The sequence below is a fragment of the Halalkalibacter alkaliphilus genome, from assembly GCF_023555415.1.
Classification (GTDB): Bacteria; Bacillota; Bacilli; order Bacillales; family Bacillaceae_D; genus Halalkalibacter; species Halalkalibacter alkaliphilus.
Genome location: NZ_JAKRYL010000002.1, coordinates 157,186 through 177,492, shown reverse-complemented (window position 1 = coordinate 177,492; position 20,307 = coordinate 157,186). Strand labels below are relative to the sequence as shown.

Below are 20,307 nucleotides of genomic sequence, written 5' to 3'. Positions count from 1 at the left end.
CCACCTCTATTCATTATTTTTTCGCGATTCGGTCATTTGCTTCCAAACAGACCCTTTTGCTTCTTCGCCACCTTCAATTCGCGCAAGTGCCATTTTCACTTGTAAAGCAACTTCAAACTCAGGATCTGATTCAGCTTGTTTTAATGCCTCAATTGCTTGATCGTCCCCAACTTCATATAAAAACATAGCTGCTCTCCAACGAACCAGTTTGTTCTTATCTTTTAATGCTTCCATCATAGATGGAATGGCTTCTTCCATACCTAAATCTGATAAACAGTCTCCAGCTGTCCGACGAACAGTAACAGAAGTATCCTTTAATGCTTGATATAAATAAGGCAATACTTCTGTTGTTTCTATCATCCCAAAATAGACAGTGGCTAATCTTCTAATTGATGCTTTCTCATCTTGTAATGCTTTTGCTAAAACAGGAATATCTTTTTCCTTTGGATTCATTCTCTCGAGTACGGCATAACGATCACGCCAATCTTCTTGATCAAGCATATCTAAAGTGACATCAATAAATCGTTCCCGCTTTGCTGCTTGGATATCCTCTTTCCCATTTGCCATCGCCACAAGTCCATTTAAGCGATCTTGAGAATATGCTGCTGATATTTCTTCAGCAACGTCTTTTGCAATTTCATCTAATTCACCATAACGTACGCCTTTTTCAACCCATTTTCGTTCCATAACAACATTGTCGTCCTCTTTTTGAGCCTTAGCAATCGCAAGAGCAAAACGTTCTGGCAACCCTTCTCGTTTTTCCTGTTCCCCATCTGATAATTTGATTTGCATCGGTATCCCTTTAAAAGTTTGGACAAATACATTCACTTCACCAAAATGCTCATTTACTTCGTTTTTTTCTGATTGTGACTCAACATCCTCTCCAAATACAGCACGCACATGTGGAAGGATGTTTTTCCAATCTACCTTTGGATGTCGATCAATCGCAATGAAGTCTGCTACATGGTACACACCTTTTACACCCTCAATATTAAATAATGATTGTATGTATGAAGGGGCTTCGTTCTTATTTTTTTCCGTATAACTATTTCTAGCACTTTCACCAAGACTCTCACTTAACGTCAATTTCATCGTATTAGGGCTTGGTGTTGGTTCAATTGATGTTATTTTCATAATGAAAAACCTCCACAGCTTTAGATATCTTCTCCCTTTGATCTTATCATAGCACCAATTTTCGTGCCAATCAGATGATTCTCATGTAAGTTGCTAACAAGTATGTAAAAAATATTATTAGAAACATGAAAAATGGAGCTAGTCTGTTATAATAGAACAAAAGGGAGGGTTTTTTCAATGAGAATAGCTTTTTTATCTGATATTCACGGAAATGCTACTGCTTTAGAAGCGGTATTGCGCGATGTACAATCTCAACGTGTTGATAAGATTTGTTTCCTTGGTGACTTATGTTTCCGCGGTCCCGAGCCAAAGCGCGTTCTAGACATTGTTCGCAGTCTTGATGCGGATGTCATTAAAGGAAATGCCGATGAATGGCTTGTTCGTGGAATAAACGAAGGAGAAGTCCCTGAAAGCGCTCTTACTATTATGAAGCAGGAACGAGAGTGGACATTACAGCGCCTTAGCGATGAAGACCTTACATATTTGAAGGGACTTCCAACTGAATTAGTATTGGAAGATGGGTTAGATTCAATCGTTCATGCGTTTCATGCGACACCTAACAGCTTGTTTGACGTCGTACTACCTGATCAAACATCAGAAATTGAAAATACAATTATGCAAAGAGACGATGCTGACCTTTATGTATATGGACATATTCACCATCCATATATCCGTTCGCTTCATGGAAAAAATGTCGTAAATACAGGAAGTGTTGGTATGCCATTTGACGGACACCCACTCGCTTCTTATTTAGTAGCTGAAATTGAGGAGGGACGCCATCGCCTCCATTTAAATCGCGTTCCATACAACAGAGAACATGTTGTTGAAATTTATAAGCAGGGTGGGTATCCTAACATTGAAACAATGGGACGAGTTATTTTCTATGGTGTCAGACCGTAATTGATAACGGACCTATGCCTCAAGTATTGATGTAACACCTTTCATAATTTCCATTATGGTTGCCTTATCGTGATAGATGAAGGCAACCTCTTTTTTTTCATTTAACAAAACAGTTGTTGGCACCCCCATACACTGGTATAAATCATACACTTTCGTTCCCTTGTCTTTTAACACCGGGAACGTATAGCCATTCTTTTCAAGAAATACATTGACGTCCACTTCTGGGTCACGCCCTGTCACATGAATCATATACATATCAATCTGATCCGTTTCCATTGATTGGTAGAGCACCTGTTTTGCTTGTAAATCTCTTTGTGAATCTGGGCACCATGAAGTCCAAAATGAAATCATCGTGACTTTTTTAGTTGCTTCTTCAAGTGACCATTCCATATCTTTCCTTGCCATAGGCAATGTAAAGTCAGGTGCTTGTTTCATCTCACATCATCCTTTTTTATAAATAATATGGTGAATTTAAGGAGGGCACTGAAAAAGGAGGGTTTTCCTTTTTCAGTGCCCTCGATCCAACCTTAGTTTGAGTCACTAATCTTCTCTATATTTATTTACTACAATGATCATTGTAAGCAAGTGCTAAGTTACGAATAATATCTTCAGGTGCTGCTCCCTCAATTTGTTCACGTGGAATAAAGTGAACAACTTCCTTCCCTTTTAAGATAGCCATTGATGGCGAAGAAGGTGGAATATCCGCAAAATAAGAACGCATTTGCGCAGTTGCTTCTTTATCTTGACCTGCAAATACAGTTACAAGATTTTCAGGCGTATTGTCATGTTGAAGAGAGGTTACAGCAGCTGGACGAGCTAATCCCGCAGCACAACCACATACGGAGTTAATGACAACTAATGTCGTACCTTCTGCTTGCTCCATATACTGATCCACTTCCTCAGCTGTTGTTAATTCTTTAAAGCCGTTCTCTGTTAATTCTGCCCTCATCGGTAAAACTACTTGACGCATGTATTCTTCGTAAGCCATTGACATGTTTATTATCCCCTTTCAGTCTGTTCGTTTTCTAGCAAAGCCCGCGCCGCCGCATAAGGCTTCAGTACATCATGAATGAATCCAATCGATTGAAGTGCATAAATGCGCTCTACTCCTAGTCCTTTTTGAAACAAAAGTAAACATGGTACGCTTTTGATCTTCCACTTTTGTGCAAATGCAGGCGAGTGGTTAATATTCAACGAATAAATAGGCAATGACTCTAAGGTGGAATCAACAACCGCTACCATTTTTTCTGCTAACTTACAGGTTCCACATAATGGTGTATAAACAAAAACAACCGTTATAGGTTCTCGATCTGCCAGCATTTTTTCCAAGGTACTATGTGATATTTCCTCCATCTCATTCCCTCATTTCTTCATTCCCTATTTTAGCAGAAAAAGAACAATTATGTATAGGAGAAAGCTGAAAACCGTACCACTGCTCTTTTCACAAAAAAGAGGTTGTCGTAAATACGACAACCCCAATGACAATGTTACTAACTAACGCTTCAGTATAAAATGATTTTGTAGTTGATTGACTTGAATTTGCGTACGGTGCAATTGATCGCGTTGCTCAGGAGTGGCTGCATGCATAAGAGTTCCAAGTTCATCATTTAAATCTTGCAAATTCCTTTGTGCTTGGATGTACTCCCCGTAGTCTCCTTCTTGTACACGTTGTGAATCTTCAAAAGTCCTTTGTGCTTCTTCAAGTGTTGTTTCTGCTTTTTCTAGAAAATGTTCAAGATGAGTGCGCTCTGCCATGATCATTCCTCCTAATAATCTGTGATGTATGATCTTACTTTGCGCAACTAAATCAAACGTTATTCATCAACTTGTATACCATTAAATCATGAGCGACAATCGTCCCATCTAAAACCGAGCGAACTTCTTCTTCCAACTCATTCTCCGCTCCAGCATACCTTGAACTAATATGGGTTAAAATTAACTGATCAACGTTCGCTCGTTTTGCAATTGATGCCACTTCAGTAATCGTAGAGTGGCCAAATTGTTCAGCGTGACTTTTTTTATCTTCCCGAAATGTACCTTCGTGAATGAGCAAATTAGCTGATTCACTAAAAGAAATCATTTGTTCTAACGGTCTTGTGTCACCTGCTATAACAACCTTTCTTCCCTGCTTTTTTTCATGTAGAAACTCATTACCATCAATGATTCGACCATCAGGAAGCTCAATCGTTTCTCCTTGTTTAATCCGTTGGTAGATTGGGCCAGGTTTGATTCCAAGTTCTTGCAGTTTTTCAACTTTCAGCGCCCCTTGTTGGTCTGCTTCTGTTAGTTTAAAGGCAAAACTTGGCATAACATGATCTAATCCCATCACTTCTACCTTTATTGAATCGTCCTCATATATAATACCCTCATCGATCGAAATGAAATGGATGTCATACGAAAGGTATGATTTTGAAATCGTTAGCGCTGTTTTCACAAATGTTTCCACACCGTCAGGTCCATAAATCGTTAACGGCGTTTTAGCACCTTGGGCCGATCTGGAACAAAGCAAGCCAGGTAGACCAAACAAATGATCACCATGTAAATGAGTTATAAAAATACGATCGATTTTTGTTAACGTAATTGGACTTTTCAAGATTTGGTGCTGTGTCGCCTCTCCACAATCAAATAACCATTGCGTGCTTTTCTTCTGCAAGAAACGTACAACTAAGCCGCTCACATTTCGACTTGTCGAAGGAACTCCTGAACCTGTTCCTAAAAAATGAAACTCCATATACCTCACCTATTCTTTTCTATTACTTAGCTAATGCATCTGCAAATGCCTTTGCATAAGGAGGTAAATCTGGAGGTCTACGACTTGAAATAATATGGCCATCAACAACAACCGCCTCATCAAACCATTCTGCTCCCGCATTTTCCATGTCATCACGAATGCCAGGTGTGCTTGTTACTTTTCTTCCGTTCAAAATTTTCGCTGAAATCAGTACCCAGCCAGCATGACAAATCTGACCTATTGGTTTTTCGTCTTTATCCATTTCTTTGACAAAAGTTAATACTTCTGGATAGCGTCGTAATTTATCTGGTGCCCATCCACCCGGGACAAGAATTCCATCATAATCTTTTGATGATACTTCTTGATAACTATAATCAGAAGTAGCCGGCACTCCATACTTTCCAATATATGTCTTATCCTTTTCATTTCCAACAAAATGTACAGTTGCCCCCTCTTCACGCAACCGCATAACAGGGTACCAGAGTTCTAAATCTTCAAACTCCTCATCTAAAATAGCCATTATTTTTTTTCCTTCTAATCGCACTGCTATCACTCCTTTTCACTTATGTACATTGTAAGTATAGCATGACTAATTCTTCAGCAAAAATGATATCATCTACAAAGAAGGGGTTATCCTAAAAGGTTTTGACCTTTTGGGATAACCCCGAACATACTTATATTATGATTCATTAATTGTTTGAGAATGAGCCTTTTCGAATACAGGTTGCTCAGCTGGTGCTTTAATCGGTGATTTTTTGTAACGGCCTATAATCGTACTTGCTACAAAAATTACAAATACAGAAAGCAATGCATTACCCCAGCCAACTAAAAGGCCTGCAAAGATAATAATTAATAAATCACAAATAAAAATCGACAACCCGCGATTGACCTTCCACTTCTGATCAAGGTAAAGTGCCAAAATGTGGATTCCTCCGAGTGAGGATCCATTATTTAATACTAATGTAACTCCAAAACCTATGCATAACCCAGCCAAGATGGTCGAAAGCCACATCGGGACTGAAAAGAATGGCAATAGGTCTAACCCGTCACGAACGAGCGAGATACCAATGATCGACATAAAACTAGAAATGGTAAACCACTTTCCTAGCTTTTTAAATGACATTAAGAAAAAAGGTAAGTTAACTAAGAAAAACAGCACACCCCACGACCATGGGCTCACAAACGTTAATACTGTCGCAAGTCCTGCTGTTCCTCCAAAGGTAAGCTCATGTAAAGCTAAGAACTTTAAGCCGATTGATGTAAGGAATAAACCTAAAATAACTAAAGAAACCATTTTTAATCTTTCTATCACTAGTTCTCACCTCGACTTCCTCTACTATACTATCTACATTACGAGAAAAAAGTAGATTGGTCAATGTATACATCTGAATTTTTATTCATCAGAATTATCAGATAACTAACTGTTTTCAACATATTTTAAAAGTACACAACAGAAAATATGCAACTTTTTATACATTATAAACATAAAAAAACGAGAACCATCATAGGTAAAACGTTATATACTTTGTTCTTTCTGACAACAAAATATATAAAAGAATATACCTATCGTTCTCGTTTTTTATAAGGCTATTTTCGCATACTTTGTTGTTTCTATGGGTACGCTCTCCACATGTTCGTTCCACCTGAGCTCCAGCCACTCGCACCGGGGAGGTGTCGAGCCTCCTCGGCTGTGGGATCTCGACCCTACCTCTTTATGAGGCCACTGAAAAACTTGTTTCTTCATTTGATATCATTAGATTCACCTACATCTATGTAATACCTAAATTATAAAATAAAATGACAGTGAAATGTTTGATGAAAATTAAACTTCAGACTGTAGACAAAAGGCCTTTGAGTTTCATTTCTCAAAGGCCTTTTTACGCTATTTCTCCTATTTCTTTTGATCGTTGAAGAGTAGGGAATTTCTATCTTCCCACTCAACAAAGCGGACGGGATGGGAGGGCCGACTCCTGCAGGAGGGAAGGGCAGGTTGAAATCCACCGGCGCAGCCGGTTAGTTCAACGCCCGCCTGCGGAAAGCGTGCCCCCCATCCCGGGAGCGAGGTCGAAGCTCCTTTTCAAGTCCGAAATAAACGAGCACTTTTTCAGTGGCCTCCCTCTTCATCCCGCAGGAGTCGAGTGACTTCCGCTCCATTTCACTACGAGAAAACACATATCTTCACAGCAACACTCTTTACGAAAACAGCCTTTAATAAAATTCAACTGATCAATCGTTTCAATTAAATTTCTAGCTTACTGTCCGCCTAAAGTTTTCACGTGATTTAGCCTCAAATCAGTAAGTGAAATAAGCTCTCATCTTTATTAATTTCCTGGTAATCAAAGCCTTTTTTCAAAAGTCGATCTATGAGGCCTGGATAGTCATCACGACATTTCAGCTCAATTCCAAGTAAGACAGGTCCATTTGATTTGTTGTTTTTCTTTGTATATTCAAACCGTGTTATATCATCATCAGGTCCTAGAACCTCTTGAATAAATTCTCGTAGTGCTCCAGCACGCTGAGGAAATTGAACGATAAAATAATATTGAAGTCCTTCATAGATTAAAGATCGCTCTCTCATTTCCTGCATTCTCCCAATATCGTTGTTACCTCCACTTACAACACATACAACGGTTTTGCCTTTAATTTCTTCTTTATAAAAGTCAAGAGCCGTAATTGACATTGCTCCAGCTGGCTCAGCGACAATCGCATTTTGATTATACAATTCTAGAATTGTTGTACAAATTTTCCCTTCAGGAACTAATACAATATCATCTAAAACATTTTGACAAATTTCAAAAGGAATTTGTCCAACTTTCTTCACTGCTGCGCCATCTACAAATTTATCAATTTTTTCAAGTTCGAGTACTTGGCCCTTCTTAAGGGATTCTTTCATAGCAGGAGCACCTGCAGGCTCACAGCCAATGATTTTCGTGTGTGGACTTATGCTTTTAATATAAGTTCCAACTCCACTTATTAATCCCCCTCCACCAATCGAGGAGAATAAATAATCAATATTTTCATCAATATCGTTCATGATCTCCATTCCTACCGTACCTTGACCAGCAACAATCTTTTCTTGATCAAATGGGTGGATAAATGCCATTTCATGTTCATTACAATATTCCATTGCTTCATTAAATGAGTCATCAAAAGTGTCCCCAGACAACACAACGTCAACATATTCTTTACCAAAAAATTTCACTTGATCAACTTTTTGACGCGGTGTCGTTGACGGCATAAAAATTCTTCCTTTAATTTTCAGCGTTCGACAAGAGTAAGCCACTCCTTGAGCATGGTTTCCTGCACTTGCACAAACAACACCATTATTTAACTCTTCTCTCGATAGACTAGAAATTTGATGAAACGCACCTCTAATCTTAAATGACCGAACTACTTGCAGGTCTTCTCGTTTTAAATACACGTTACATTGATAACGCTCTGATAATACTTCATTTTTTTGTAACGGAGTATGTGTCACTACATCCTTTAAGCGTTGGTTCGCAATGATAATATCTTCAATATGTACGGTTCCCATAATCGTAATCCTTTCACTTTAAAAACTGTCTCTACTTTTACAATACGTTTATCTTATCATACCGGCTATCATTGCGTAACCCCTCTGTATCGTAATGAGTGAAAAGAGCAAATGATGACGCTTACACCCTATTCGTTTTTTGATCATTGATTATTTAATCATTCGTAACTATAATAAAGAGGGTACATTGTAATTTATAACAAATACATATGTCATTTGAAACATTGTTTGTTTTATTCAAGGAGGGGTGACCATGGGAAAAAAGATTTCAGTATTAACAGCAATTATGTTTGTGTTGTTTCTTTTGCCAGTACAAGTACTAGGTGCAGGTGGCGGATCTGAAGAAGCAGCAAGCAGTGAACCTTCAGGTATGCTTGTCCTAGCTCTTACAATTATGTCAATATTAACACTTGTTACTATGATTTTTTATTCGTTTCGTGATAATGGTTAATGACACTGTTTAACCAAGAAAAGAGGAGGCAATGGCTCCGCACGTTGTACGCCTTCTATGAGGAAACCACTCATAGAAGGCTTTTTAAGTGAGAGACACTTCTTTCTACTAGGCAACGGCATCGTACATTGTTTCGAGAGTACTGAAAAACCTTTTTTAGTACCCTCGTTGGGACACCTCCTTTTTCATGCTTACGATATTAATAGGAGATGACCGACATGTGGGAAGTACTAACTATTATCGGAACGATTGCTTTTGCACTAAGTGGAGCCATTGTTGCGATGGAAGAAAAATATGATTTAATGGGTGTGTATATACTAGGTCTTGTTACTGCATTCGGGGGAGGAGCTGTACGAAACCTTTTAATTGGAGTTCCGGTTTCAGCTCTATGGGAACAAGGTTCGTTATTTATTATTGCTATCGTTGTTATGACGATCGCTTTCCTGTTTCCTGTTATATTGCATCAACAATGGATTAAATTTGGTCTTTTGTTTGATGCGATTGGCCTCTCTGCTTTTGCCATTCAAGGTGCGATGTATGCAACGGACATGGGCCACCCATTGTCTGCTGTTATTGTAGCTGCTGCCTTAACCGGAACAGGTGGTGGGATGATAAGAGATGTTCTTGCTGGAAGGAAGCCATTATTCTTGCAACAAGAAATTTACATTGTTTGGACAATGGTAGCTGGTGCACTTATTGGTCTGCATGTTGTCACAACTCCTATGGGCTATATCGTCTTATTTGTTTCTGTCATTATTCTTAGGATGTTATCGGTCCATTACAAATGGCAGCTTCCGAGACGTGAGTTAAAGAGCTTTCCCGAAAAAACAAATACGAGCCTCTAATAAAAACAGCTGACACATCTAATATGTGTCAGCTATTTTTATTTTTATTGTTGTAATGCATCGATCAGTTGTTTCAAAACGTATTCAACAGACTTATATGTTTCCATTTGCCGTTTTCTCCCTGTCTCTTTATAAAAAGTCTTAATCGCGACAATTTCTAGGTTTTCTTCAGTTTGTTGTAATTGACTAGGATGTAAATGCATTGGCTTCTCATTTTGAACGAAATTTTTCGCCAATGGCAACCATTCACTTCTCACACGATCTACATTTTCGGCAAAAGGTTTAACGACTCCGTAAAAATCAGGTTCATAATTTTCATCTGCTCTAACAGTCTCAACATACATTTTTTCAGCTTCTTTATTTAAACGACGTAACTCTTCAGTTAAAGTAGTTAATTGGGAACGGTTTACTTCACTCATTTCAGCACCTCCGCTCCCAATCTTAGCAGAAAGGCCCTTCTAATTAAAAGGAAGTTGTCTCATTTTTATAGAGCGTGTTGAAAAAGGGAAAATTACCTCTTTTTGCACAAAAGCTTATAGTGAAAATAGCTGCATAAAAGAGCGCCATTTTTTCGGTTTAACGTTCCCTCCAACAACCATTGGCAATTCATCATTGTCTGATACTGCCCTTACTGGCTGATGAACTTTGCTTTCCATCTCGCACAGGCGTTCTTCAAGACTTTTAATCATTTTCATCATATCCTCTAACTCCGTACGATGTTTTAACAACTGATAGCTAACAACATCATCTGCTTTTTGAGAGATTTTTTCATCTAATTCATTCACCCGACTCATAACAGCTTCCAGTTTTTCTTCGTACGCCGAAGTTTCTACAAAATGCTTATTCACTTCAACAGCTTTCACATTGTTACCCTTTATTTGAATATCTCTCATCCGTTTTCCTTCTTTAAGTTGATCTTGCACGTTTCGCATAATCGCCACATGTTCATCTGTAAATAAATAATGTCCATGTTCATTTGTCTCACACACTAAACCAAAATATTTCGCCCACCGTTGTACCGTTGTTGGATTCACACCTAACTGCTCAGATACCTCTTTTGTTTTCATAGTCATTTCCATCAGACGTACCTCCCTAATTTTTGGTCTTGTACAACGAATTCTCCTTTGTGTATGAAATCCCTCCAAGCCTGACAAAACTAGAACTGATTCGGCAAAGAAAGTGAGAATAACCCTTTCTCACACAAATACGTTCGGATTTTGACAAAACTTGTTATTTTTTTGTTCGCATTCATTACGAATGTCGAAGACTGTGGATTCACATACTACAGATGAAAGGAGGCGTCCGATATGAATAAAGAGCGTAAACGTAATAGTGAAATGAATACTGCCGATAAAACAAAAGAGCAAAGAAAAGAAGGATACACAGGCGATAAGAAGCTAGGTGGACCAAACCGCCCGGCTGAATAATGTATGAAAAGGGTACTGAAGCAGTCAAAGTTACTGATTCAGTACCCTCGTTTATTTTAGAGTTCTCTCCTCTTCCATTTCATAGAGATCCTTTTACCTTTTGCATTAAATAAATTTCAATCCATTTTTTTTGTAACCATTTCGTTCGATCAACAGGCTGTATTTTTCTTAGATTTGAGAAATAGCACTCTGTTTTCTTTACCGATTGTGACCAATCGATCTTCTTCTTCCAATGATGAGCCACTATAGGATATGTTTCTCTAAGCTTTGGACTCGTATTACCAGTGGACCACCTGAAGTATTGTTCATAGTCATTTCTTGAACCTGTTGGAACTGTAGCTAAGCAAAATTGATAAATAGAATCATGGATCTCTGGGTGAAATAAAAGAGATTGTAACTGCCTCCCTAACCAAATCCTCGACTTAACCTTCTTAAAATTACGGACGTACAGGCCATATATTTTTTTTTCCATACTCGGAAAAATGACATAGCTCATATGTGCATGTTCTTCTAAGAAATAAACGAGAGATGAAAAAACTTTCTTTTGATAAAGAGGATGTTTCATAACGGGTTCCTCAATTGTAAATTGCTCATTGATAATTAATGATGTACAAAGTCTTTCTTCATCTCCAAAATCCCAAAACCACTTCCATTCCTTTTGCATAAATTCCGACACTTCTAGTTGTTTAAGTAATGAAAAGTCCGCGTGCTTTTGTTTTTTAGAAAATTCGTACCATAGTAGTTGTGGGTATGCATCAGCGAAAATCGTCCAATTTGCCCTTTCAAATGTTTGGAACAATAAGTCACTAAAAGGGCCCGTTATTAATTGTTGAAACCATTTGCTTTTTAAATCCGTCATATTCCAGCCAGCATTCCTTGATACCAATCCTGCTAATAAAGCCCATTTTATTTCAGGATTTTTTTTATAAAAGCCTTCATAAATTACGGTACGTGAAATATTATCAATGTTGCCGATTTCGGTTTTTCTTTTTATTTCATTTATAATTTTTGATTGTTTCATATTTTGACTTCTCCTCGGTAGTTTTACAAGAAAATCTATACCAGTTACTTGACTTATTATGGTAAGATTACTTGATGGAGTCTACTTTTACTGTTTCTAGTTTTCAGTAGTTCCATTCACATAAATGATTTCGTATTTGAAAGGTTTGTGAAAAGAATGGCGATACGTTATCCAAATGGACGGCGTTTTAACGAGCAAAAGTCCCCTACAAAAAAAGTTCGAAAAAAAGAGTTGACGTATAGCAACCGTGGAATGACGTTAGAAGATGATTTAAACGAAACGAACCAATATTACCTTGAAAAATCAATTGCTGTTATTCATAAAAAGCCGACACCTGTACAAATAGTCCAAGTTGACTATCCAAAACGTAGTGCAGCAGTGATTAAAGAAGCCTATTTTAAACAAGCATCAACAACCGATTATAATGGAGTTTACAAGGGACATTATCTAGATTTTGAAGCAAAGGAAACAAAAAATAAGACTTCTTTTCCATTGCAAAATTTTCACAAGCATCAGATTGAGCATATGAAACAAGTACAACAACAAAATGGAATTGCTTTTGTCATTTTGCGCTTTTCACTCACTGATGAAATTTACTTGCTTGATGCAAAACATTTAATACAATTTTATGAACAAAAAGAAACTTCTAGAAAATCAATTCGTAAGTTAGATATTGAAAAATTGGGTTTTTTGATTAAAATAGGATATCATCCACGTATTGATTACTTACAAGTAATCGACACAGTTTATTTACAAGATAAATGAACTTAGAGAGAAAGGGAGAAATTACGATGTCGAATGAAAATAATACAAGGCAAGGGCGTCGTCAAGCCCGTGAACAGTCGAAAAAGAAAACAACGACAAGTAAAAAAGGAATTTGGAAAAAAATATTGGTAGCGATTGTCGCATTATCTGCTATTGCTGTTATTGCTGGAGGGATTACCGTCTTTGCAATGATTCAAGGCGCTCCTCCTCTTGACGAAGAGAAGCTAATGCTGACACAAGGTTCACAGTTTTATGATCAAGATGACGTGTTTGTCTCACAATTAGAATCATCTGAACGCAGACAAAATGTTAGTATTCATGACGTGCCACAAGTTGTGGAAGATGCATTTATCTCCGTTGAGGATATTCGATTCAGAGATCATTTTGGAATTGATATTAGACGACTTTTCGGTGCTGTTCGAGCAAATATAAGAGAAGGATTTGGAGCTGAAGGAGCTAGTACAATTACGCAACAGCTCGTTAAAAACTTATTTTTAAATGAACAAAAGCAGTTAACGAGAAAAGTTCAAGAGCAATATTTGGCTATTAAACTAGAACAACAATATTCTAAAGACCAAATTCTTGAAATGTATTTAAATCAAATTTATCTTGGTTCTGGTGTATACGGTGTGGAATTAGCATCACGTACGTACTTTAACAAATCTGTTGAAGAACTTAGTTTAGCAGATGCTGCATTACTTGCAGGAATCCCTCGTCGTCCGAGCTTCTATGACCCAACGAAAAACCCTGAAGCTGCGGAAAGTAGACGGAATCTTGTTCTATCGTTAATGGAGCACCACGGTAAAATTACAAGTGAGCAAGCTCAAGAAGCAATGGCTATCCCTCTTGCGGATCAATTAGTGTTAACTGAACGTGAATCCTATCCGTATGAAGCTTTTTATAATCAAGTTCTAGCTGAGCTTGAAGCTATGGAAGGAATCACCATTAACGATATTTATAATGCAGGACTAAAAATTTATACAACGCTTGATGTTAGTGCACAGGAGCACGTCGAGAGAGTACTTCAGACTGATGAATTTGTGAACGTCTATCCTGACAATGAAGATTTCACGGCAGCTGTTACCCTTCTCGATACGAAAACAGGACAAATTAAGGCGCTCGGAAGCGGTCGTGAAGATACAGGCTACCAACGAGGGTATAACCTTGCAACTGATGACCGCAGACAGCCAGGATCAACGATTAAACCGATTCTAGATTACGGTCCAGCGATTGAATATTTACAATGGTCAACCGCTCACCGAATCGTTGATGAAGCCCATTCTTATGCTGACGGTACACCGATTAATAACTTTGACCGTCAATTTCAAGGACCAATGTCCATGCGTACTGCTTTAGCACGTTCTAGGAATGTCCCAGCCGTAAAAGCATTACAAGAAGTTGGACTAAGTCGTGCCCAATCATTTGGTGAAGGTTTAGGGCTTACATTTGAATTACCAGAAGGCCAAACGCAGATAGATGAAGCATATTCATTAGGAGGTTTTCACACTGGTGTGACAACAAAAGAACTTGCTGGAGCGTATGCTGCATTTGGAAACAATGGGATGTTTACAGAGCCATACACGGTTCGTAAAGTCGAATTTCCTGATGGTCGTATTATTAATATGCAGCCGGAATCAAGCCAGGCGATGAGTGATTACACAGCTTATATGATTACAGATATGCTAAAAACGGCTGTTACAAATGGAACTGGTGGCGTAGCCAATATACCTAACCTTCCAATGGCTGGAAAAACAGGTACGACAAACTTTGCTCGAGAAACTCGTGAAGCCCGCGGTTATCCTGAAGGTGCTGTTCCTGACATTTGGTTTTCTGGCTATACAACTAACTACACACTTTCTGTTTGGACAGGGTTCTCTCGCCAACCAGAGGATATAAGTAATAACTATTTCCCTAGTGGTGCAAATTCACGTCAAGCCGCTCAGCAAATCTTTAAAGCTATTATGCAAAATATCTCTGCTGATATTGAAACAGAGGATTTCACGATGCCAAACTCCGTTGTCCGTGTTGGAGTTGAACGCTCTACCGGCTTACTGCCTAGTGATTTCACACCACAAAGTGAAATCATTTATGAGCTATTCGTTCGTGGGAATGAGCCAACTCGAGTATCTGAACAATTTAAACGTCTTGATGCTCCTACAAATTTAATGGCAAATTACGAAGAAAGCGCAAATCAAATTATTGTTACTTGGGATTATCCAGAAGAGCATGCCGATAATGTAACATTTGAAATACAAGTAGCTATTGATGGTGGAAGTGCTCAAACGCTTGAGCGTAAGAAAGAGATGCAATATATATTCGGGGACCCGCAACCAGGCTCAAGTTATGTCTTTAGTGTCATAGCTATTTCAGATGAGGATAGTAGCCTGCGCAGTGACCCAGCTTCTGTTCAAGTGAAAATTGAAGAAGAAGAAGTTGAAGAAGAAGTTGAAGAGGAAATCGAGGAAGAAGTTGAAGAAGAAGAGGAAGTGACGATTCCAGATCCTCTTGATGAACTCGAAGATGATGAGCCAGAAGAAGATGATGATCAAACTGGTGATGGTGACACAGCAACAAATGAAGAAGAAGAAGAAGCTGAAACTGAATAATAACAATAAGCCCCGCATGCGCGGGGCTTATTGTATATTCAACTATTCTTTTATTTCCTGTAATTGTTCTAGCTCTTCTCTTATCGACTGTGCGTGCTTCGGGTCAGAGAGTGAATCAAATCGATCTAATTCACGCTTCAAGGCTGCTTGCATTGATTGTTTAGCTGCATGAACTAATTTTTCAAAATTCCGGTGTAATTTTTCTTTTGTATCACCTTCAAGATCTCTTAACAGATCACTTGTTTTTTTCGCGCCCTCTTGAACTAGATCTTCTTTAAGCTGTTTCACCTTTCCTTGTTCAAAGAACGCCTTTAACGATTGGAAATAGTTTTTGTATGGCTCTACCTCAACCGGGATATACCTCTTGGTTTCTGATGGGCTAAAGTCAGCCTTTTCTATTTCATGAGTCATAGAAAACGCATGAAAGTCTTTACGTATTTCCTGAATGGTCTCTTCTATCCATTCTTCTAAGGCTTGGTATAGTGCTAATTCGATCCGTATAAACGTAGCCTCAAGCTCTTGCTTGATAAAATGTTCCCCTTCACTTCTCCATTCCTTCAATGACGAAAGCAACGCCTGTTGTTGAGCTCGTTTGCTATTGCCAACAACAGTAGAAACATTAATAGACTCAGAAAATTGATCACCTAATACGTACCGAACCCTGTCACGTAAATACAAGAATAGCTGGCTTACTTCACGTGTACTCAGTTGCTCTGCAGTTAGAGGCTTATATGATTTAATTTTCTCATTCCAAACTGAAATGGTTTCCTCAATTTCCTGCCTTCTTGAGGTTTTTGTTGACTCTTCCCCATTTGCATATTCAAGCCCTTTTTCTAAAATAGCTTTATATCTTCTTGACTCTTCTTTCACTAACTCAAAGCTTAACCGCTTTAATTCAGTAACCGTATTTTGATAAAAAGATTTCTCAAATGTCGCGAACATGTCATCAGAAGACCGACCATCCCGTTTAGCTGCAAGCCCTTGCTTACTAGAAAGTGGATAAAGCCTCGGTTGGTGCACCCCATTTTGAATGAGTTGATCGTATACATGTTTTTTTACACCATTTAATTCATATGGACTACTCGCTAAATCGGCAGCATTTAAAATAAAGTAAAGTTTATCTGCTCTGAATCCTTCGTTCACTTTTGCCATTTGTTGTAAAAATTGCTGATCAGCCTTCGAAAAGGCATGATTATAATATGTTAAATAAAAGATAGCATCTGAATCTCGTAATTGTTTAAAAGCAACATTCGTATGTCTGCCATGTATCGAATTTACTCCCGGTGTATCTACTAATACAATTCCCTTTTCTGTTAATGGACAGTCAAAGTACAAGATCACTTTTTCAATAAGACACGCATCATGTTCATTTGCAACAAACGGTTGTAGTTCTTCTAACGTCACTTCAAAAGAACTCCCTAACTCCCACTTCCCATCTGCGATACTATTTTTTAAGGTTGTTAAGTAGGACTGGTATGTCTTTTGCCAACTTGTTGTTGCGTTCGTGTCTTCTTTCCACGTATGAATCGTTTCTAAACGAACATTTCTATCTAATTGAGATGCAACAGATTCGATTTCTTTGTTTAATTGTTCCTTTGACTTTACTTTCACAACGGCCGTTCTAGAACGGTGCCCTTCTTCTGATCGCTTTACAACGTTAACCGTTGCTGTCGTTGGATGTGGCGATACTGGCAATACCGTTTCACCGAGTAATGCATTTGCAAAACTTGACTTCCCAGCACTAAACGCTCCAAATAGTGAAATTGTAAACGATTGGTCCCGGTATCGTTCTAATCTATTGATCAATACTGATCGCTCATAGTTCATTCGTTCATCTTCCCGATAATCATGAAGGACGGATTCTACTCGCTTCGTCCACATTCCCGCTTTTTCTTCATCAAAGTCAATTTGTTCGTTCGCTTGCTCTGGCTCCCAATCTGTATCAATGACTGTCTCCTCAGGCAAAGTAATTGATTCAAAGGACGAGGTTTTAGGGAAATCTGGTACAGGTTTATCCATCGTCGCAACAAGCACGTTTTCATAAGCACCAGCATCTTGATATTGATTTACTTTTTCTTTTTGTGCACTTATACACTCTGTAAAACGATCATTAATATTTGTTAGCTGCATTACATAAGCATCTAATTCATGTAATCCTTCTAGCTCTTTCTCTAACTCAATTCGTTCCTCATCCCAATGCCTTTCCATCCCTTTAGACATAAGGTCAAGAACTGTTGATGCTTTTTGGCGAAGCTGCTTAACGACAGCTGCAGTCCGTTCCTTTGTAAAAGTGTAGACATATTCTCTATTTTTAGGACCGACTTGAACGGCCTGTTGGAAAAAGTCACGGTCAATCGTTGCATGTAAATGTTTAAGCTCTTGTTCGACAATTTCTCGATTCGATAGCTTCGTAAAATCATACGATTGAAAGATCTGATGAAGATGAAACTCTAATTGACTCTTTACTTTATCTTGTGTTTCTTCAATAAGCTCCTTTAACCTTGCCTCTTGTTCTTCTTCTGTTTTCTTCTTTGAAAATAAGAATCCTACTTTAAAACCAGGTTGGATGCTCTCAAGCCAATTACGCACTAATTCAGTTGTTGTATATGGAAAAATCGTAACATCCTTGACAAGCTCTTGCCATTTTTTTTCAAATGCTTGTTCAAATCGTTTCTTAGCATGAAAGGTTTCATCGTACTTGGCAGCAACCTCATGCCTTCTTTCTAATTGTTCAACCGAGTAACCTTCCTCCTTCATCCTCCCTTTTACTTGTTCCAATTCATCTTCTTTCTCCTCTTCAAGCCGATGAATGATGCTTAAATAAAAGCCTTGTTGCAGACGCTGCTTCGCATAAGGGAGAAGCTTCCCACCATGAAATAAAATCGCTTTCATGTCCTGTTCAAATTGAGTAAGTTGATTTAGTGGATGACTACGTGCTTTCATACTCGTATAGGAAAGTTTAATCATATTAATTCCCCACGCTGAAAATGTGTCGCGTACGGACTTATCAAACGTTTCAAATGACAGCTCAGATTCATCGTGCTTATCGATTTGGTTAACAATTAAATAGAGAGGCTTCTTCTCATCTGATAACTGCTTTAAGAACGTTAAATTCGTTTCCGATTGAACATGATTATAATCCATAACATACACAATAAAATCGGTTGTATATAACGCCTCTAAAGTCACAGCTTGATGAGTTGGATCAGTTGAATCCACTCCTGGTGTATCATATATTACACTGCTCTCGCCCAAAAACGGTAATGGTGCCTCAATTGTTAATGATGAAATTTCTCCGCCATTCATCCCCCATTCTCTTACTCTTTGCCAAGGGATTTCCCCTGTCCATTCCTTTTTTTCGCCATTTAATGAATGAACCGTAAGCCCTAATTCCCCATTTTTTATTCCAATAATATTGGCACTCGTTGGAATTGGACTTGTTGGCAGCATTTCTGCTCCAAGTAAATAATTTAGGATCGTTGACTTTCCTGCAGAAAAATGTCCACAAAATGATACTTGAAATTTACCGCTGTCCTTTTTTTCATCTACTAATCGTTGACGTTCACGTTCTTTCTCTGTTACGTCAACAATCTTAATTGGTGTTTCTATACCTAGTGCTTTGCTGCTCATCTAATCACCTGCTCCTACAAAATCTATCTATGTATTCTGAAAATAAATAAGAAAAAATAATTAATTTGTAAACGAAGAACAGTATCCCCTTTTAGTTTCCTCGCTTGCTTTTATATGTCTCTATCACTTTTAATTTTGCATAAATTTTTCTAAGCTCCACAAACAATGCTTTTAGCTGAACGTACGTATGATAACGAATGGGGCCAGTCAGAATAAATTCAAGCCTCTCTTCACAATTTACTGGCTTATATTGTAGCGACTTGACTTCCTTAGTTATCGTTTTTAATCCTTGAACTTTCGTTTCATTCATCCAAAACAATGCATCGATAAAAACGGCTGTCATGATGACCATTTTTCTTTTTGCTGCATTTGGATTTCGATTAGCATAGAAATGCTCAAGCCCAGGCTCTTCATCTTTCCACCACTCGAGGAGCTGAGGAACATACGCATGCTTTTTTTCCCAAGGCTTTTTTTCCATCGTTATATCATAATAGAATGGAGCAGCTTGACATATGTCTTTTAAGGACGAAAGTGTATCGTCCTTACTAACATATGATTCGTTATAAAAAGGTGGAACCTGAAAAGCTTGCGGGATGTATATGTTCATATTCTTTCTCTTGCTTTCATTCGTTTTTGTCCTTCACGACACATTGGCAGCAATGGGCATATGTCGCATTGAGGAGATTGCGCTTTGCAGTGATAACGACCAAAAAAGATCAATTGATGATGAGAATCTGACCAGCGTTCGATCGGGATTTTTTTCATTAACGTGTCTTCAACTTGGCGAACATTATCCTTCCAACGGCAGATGGCAAGTCGTTTTGAAACTCGTTCGACATGAGTATCAACAGCGATTGCTGGTACTCCAAAAGCTACTGAGGCAACAACATTGGCCGTTTTTCTTCCAACACCCGCCAACTTAACAAGTTCATCTCGTTCTTTTGGTACTTCCCCATTGTATTCTTCAAGTAATGCTTGTGCGAGTTTTTTTATATTTTTAGCTTTACTACGAAATAACCCAATTGATCGAATATCCTGCTCAAGCTCTTCTAATGGTACCTCAAGGTAATCCTCGGGCTTTTTATATTTAGCAAAAAGATGAGGAGTCACTTTATTTACGAGTGCATCTGTACATTGAGCGGATAGTAAAACAGCGATAACTAATTCAAAAGGATTAGAATGAGTTAATTCACACTCAGCATCGGGATACATATCCGCAATTACATCAAGAGCTTCGATTGTTTGTTTCTTTGATAACATGA

Annotated in this window: 21 protein-coding genes; 6 read left to right on the top strand and 15 right to left on the bottom strand. The window is 38.3% G+C overall.

The genetic code is table 11. The annotated features are described in order from the left end of the window. Window positions 1–6: 6 nt before the first annotated feature. Window positions 7–1,134: a conserved virulence factor C family protein gene (locus tag MF646_RS02445; protein ID WP_250094904.1), complete on the bottom strand. Its 1,128-nt coding sequence runs from the start codon at window positions 1,132–1,134 to the stop codon at window positions 7–9. Window positions 1,135–1,311: 177 nt separating this feature from the next. On the opposite strand from MF646_RS02445, the gene MF646_RS02440 reads away from it, so the two are divergent. Continuing rightward, a complete protein-coding gene (locus MF646_RS02440) occupies window positions 1,312–2,034 on the top strand; it encodes a metallophosphoesterase family protein (RefSeq protein WP_250094903.1) in 723 nt (240 codons plus the stop codon). A gap of 12 nt (window positions 2,035–2,046) precedes the next feature. Here MF646_RS02440 and MF646_RS02435 read toward each other — a convergent pair whose 3' ends face one another. The 8 genes from MF646_RS02435 to ilvA form a co-directional block, all read right to left on the bottom strand. Next, the gene (locus MF646_RS02435; RefSeq protein WP_250094902.1) at window positions 2,047–2,469 is read right to left on the bottom strand and encodes a TlpA disulfide reductase family protein; all 423 of its coding nucleotides are present in this window, start codon (window positions 2,467–2,469) and stop codon (window positions 2,047–2,049) included. Window positions 2,470–2,590: 121 nt separating this feature from the next. After that, window positions 2,591–3,028 carry a BrxA/BrxB family bacilliredoxin gene (locus MF646_RS02430; RefSeq protein ID WP_250094901.1) on the bottom strand — a complete coding sequence of 146 codons (438 nt, stop codon included), beginning with the start codon at window positions 3,026–3,028 and terminating at the stop codon, window positions 2,591–2,593. A 5-nt stretch (window positions 3,029–3,033) separates the two neighbouring features. After that, window positions 3,034–3,387: a thioredoxin family protein gene (locus tag MF646_RS02425; protein WP_250094900.1), complete on the bottom strand. Its 354-nt coding sequence runs from the start codon at window positions 3,385–3,387 to the stop codon at window positions 3,034–3,036. A 141-nt stretch (window positions 3,388–3,528) separates the two neighbouring features. Next, window positions 3,529–3,789: a DUF2524 family protein gene (locus MF646_RS02420; RefSeq protein ID WP_250094899.1), complete on the bottom strand. Its 261-nt coding sequence runs from the start codon at window positions 3,787–3,789 to the stop codon at window positions 3,529–3,531. A gap of 52 nt (window positions 3,790–3,841) precedes the next feature. Then, window positions 3,842–4,765 carry a ribonuclease Z gene (gene rnz, locus MF646_RS02415; RefSeq protein ID WP_250094898.1) on the bottom strand — a complete coding sequence of 308 codons (924 nt, stop codon included), beginning with the start codon at window positions 4,763–4,765 and terminating at the stop codon, window positions 3,842–3,844. A 22-nt stretch (window positions 4,766–4,787) separates the two neighbouring features. Then, window positions 4,788–5,309, bottom strand: a complete 522-nt coding sequence (locus tag MF646_RS02410; protein ID WP_250094897.1) for a type 1 glutamine amidotransferase domain-containing protein — start codon at window positions 5,307–5,309, stop codon at window positions 4,788–4,790. 135 nt (window positions 5,310–5,444) lie between these two features. Then, window positions 5,445–6,077 (bottom strand): YitT family protein, encoded by a 633-nt coding sequence (locus MF646_RS02405; RefSeq protein WP_250094896.1) that lies wholly within the window; start codon window positions 6,075–6,077, stop codon window positions 5,445–5,447. A 975-nt stretch (window positions 6,078–7,052) separates the two neighbouring features. After that, the gene (gene ilvA, locus MF646_RS02400) at window positions 7,053–8,300 is read right to left on the bottom strand and encodes a threonine ammonia-lyase IlvA (RefSeq protein WP_250094895.1); all 1,248 of its coding nucleotides are present in this window, start codon (window positions 8,298–8,300) and stop codon (window positions 7,053–7,055) included. Between the two features lie 253 nt (window positions 8,301–8,553). Between ilvA and MF646_RS02395 the strand changes: the two genes are divergently transcribed. Together MF646_RS02395 and MF646_RS02390 are read left to right on the top strand one after the other, a co-directional pair. Then, window positions 8,554–8,751, top strand: a complete 198-nt coding sequence (locus MF646_RS02395) for a hypothetical protein (protein WP_250094894.1) — start codon at window positions 8,554–8,556, stop codon at window positions 8,749–8,751. Window positions 8,752–8,969: 218 nt separating this feature from the next. Continuing rightward, window positions 8,970–9,596 carry a trimeric intracellular cation channel family protein gene (locus tag MF646_RS02390; protein ID WP_420842473.1) on the top strand — a complete coding sequence of 209 codons (627 nt, stop codon included), beginning with the start codon at window positions 8,970–8,972 and terminating at the stop codon, window positions 9,594–9,596. A gap of 44 nt (window positions 9,597–9,640) precedes the next feature. On the opposite strand, the gene MF646_RS02385 is transcribed toward MF646_RS02390, so the two are convergent. Continuing rightward, complete coding sequence (locus MF646_RS02385) at window positions 9,641–10,015, bottom strand: YppE family protein (RefSeq protein ID WP_250094892.1); 375 nt, start codon at window positions 10,013–10,015, stop codon at window positions 9,641–9,643. Window positions 10,016–10,129: 114 nt separating this feature from the next. Beyond that, entirely contained in the window at window positions 10,130–10,675 is a 546-nt protein-coding gene (gene racA / locus MF646_RS02380) for a chromosome-anchoring protein RacA (RefSeq protein ID WP_250094891.1), read from the bottom strand. A gap of 228 nt (window positions 10,676–10,903) precedes the next feature. Here racA and MF646_RS02375 point away from each other — a divergent pair, with 228 nt between their 5' ends. Then, a complete protein-coding gene (locus MF646_RS02375) occupies window positions 10,904–11,023 on the top strand; it encodes a spore protein (protein ID WP_250094890.1) in 120 nt (39 codons plus the stop codon). 79 nt (window positions 11,024–11,102) lie between these two features. On the opposite strand, the gene MF646_RS02370 is transcribed toward MF646_RS02375, so the two are convergent. Continuing rightward, the gene (locus tag MF646_RS02370; protein WP_250094889.1) at window positions 11,103–12,044 is read right to left on the bottom strand and encodes a DUF2515 family protein; all 942 of its coding nucleotides are present in this window, start codon (window positions 12,042–12,044) and stop codon (window positions 11,103–11,105) included. Between the two features lie 156 nt (window positions 12,045–12,200). Between MF646_RS02370 and recU the strand changes: the two genes are divergently transcribed. Both recU and MF646_RS02360 read left to right on the top strand, forming a co-directional pair. After that, window positions 12,201–12,809: a Holliday junction resolvase RecU gene (recU, locus tag MF646_RS02365; RefSeq protein ID WP_250094888.1), complete on the top strand. Its 609-nt coding sequence runs from the start codon at window positions 12,201–12,203 to the stop codon at window positions 12,807–12,809. 26 nt (window positions 12,810–12,835) lie between these two features. Further along, window positions 12,836–15,415, top strand: a complete 2,580-nt coding sequence (locus tag MF646_RS02360) for a PBP1A family penicillin-binding protein (RefSeq protein ID WP_250094887.1) — start codon at window positions 12,836–12,838, stop codon at window positions 15,413–15,415. Between the two features lie 42 nt (window positions 15,416–15,457). Here the strand turns inward: MF646_RS02360 and MF646_RS02355 are convergent, their stop codons facing one another. The 3 genes from MF646_RS02355 to nth form a co-directional block, all read right to left on the bottom strand. Beyond that, window positions 15,458–19,045 carry a dynamin family protein gene (locus MF646_RS02355; RefSeq protein WP_250094886.1) on the bottom strand — a complete coding sequence of 1,196 codons (3,588 nt, stop codon included), beginning with the start codon at window positions 19,043–19,045 and terminating at the stop codon, window positions 15,458–15,460. Window positions 19,046–19,136: 91 nt separating this feature from the next. Next, window positions 19,137–19,652, bottom strand: coding sequence for a YpoC family protein (locus MF646_RS02350; protein ID WP_250094885.1), 516 nt, complete (start codon window positions 19,650–19,652; stop codon window positions 19,137–19,139). Beyond that, window positions 19,649–20,305 (bottom strand): endonuclease III, encoded by a 657-nt coding sequence (gene nth / locus MF646_RS02345; protein WP_250094884.1) that lies wholly within the window; start codon window positions 20,303–20,305, stop codon window positions 19,649–19,651. The genes MF646_RS02350 and nth overlap by 4 nt, the downstream gene beginning before the upstream one ends. Window positions 20,306–20,307 lie beyond the last annotated feature (2 nt).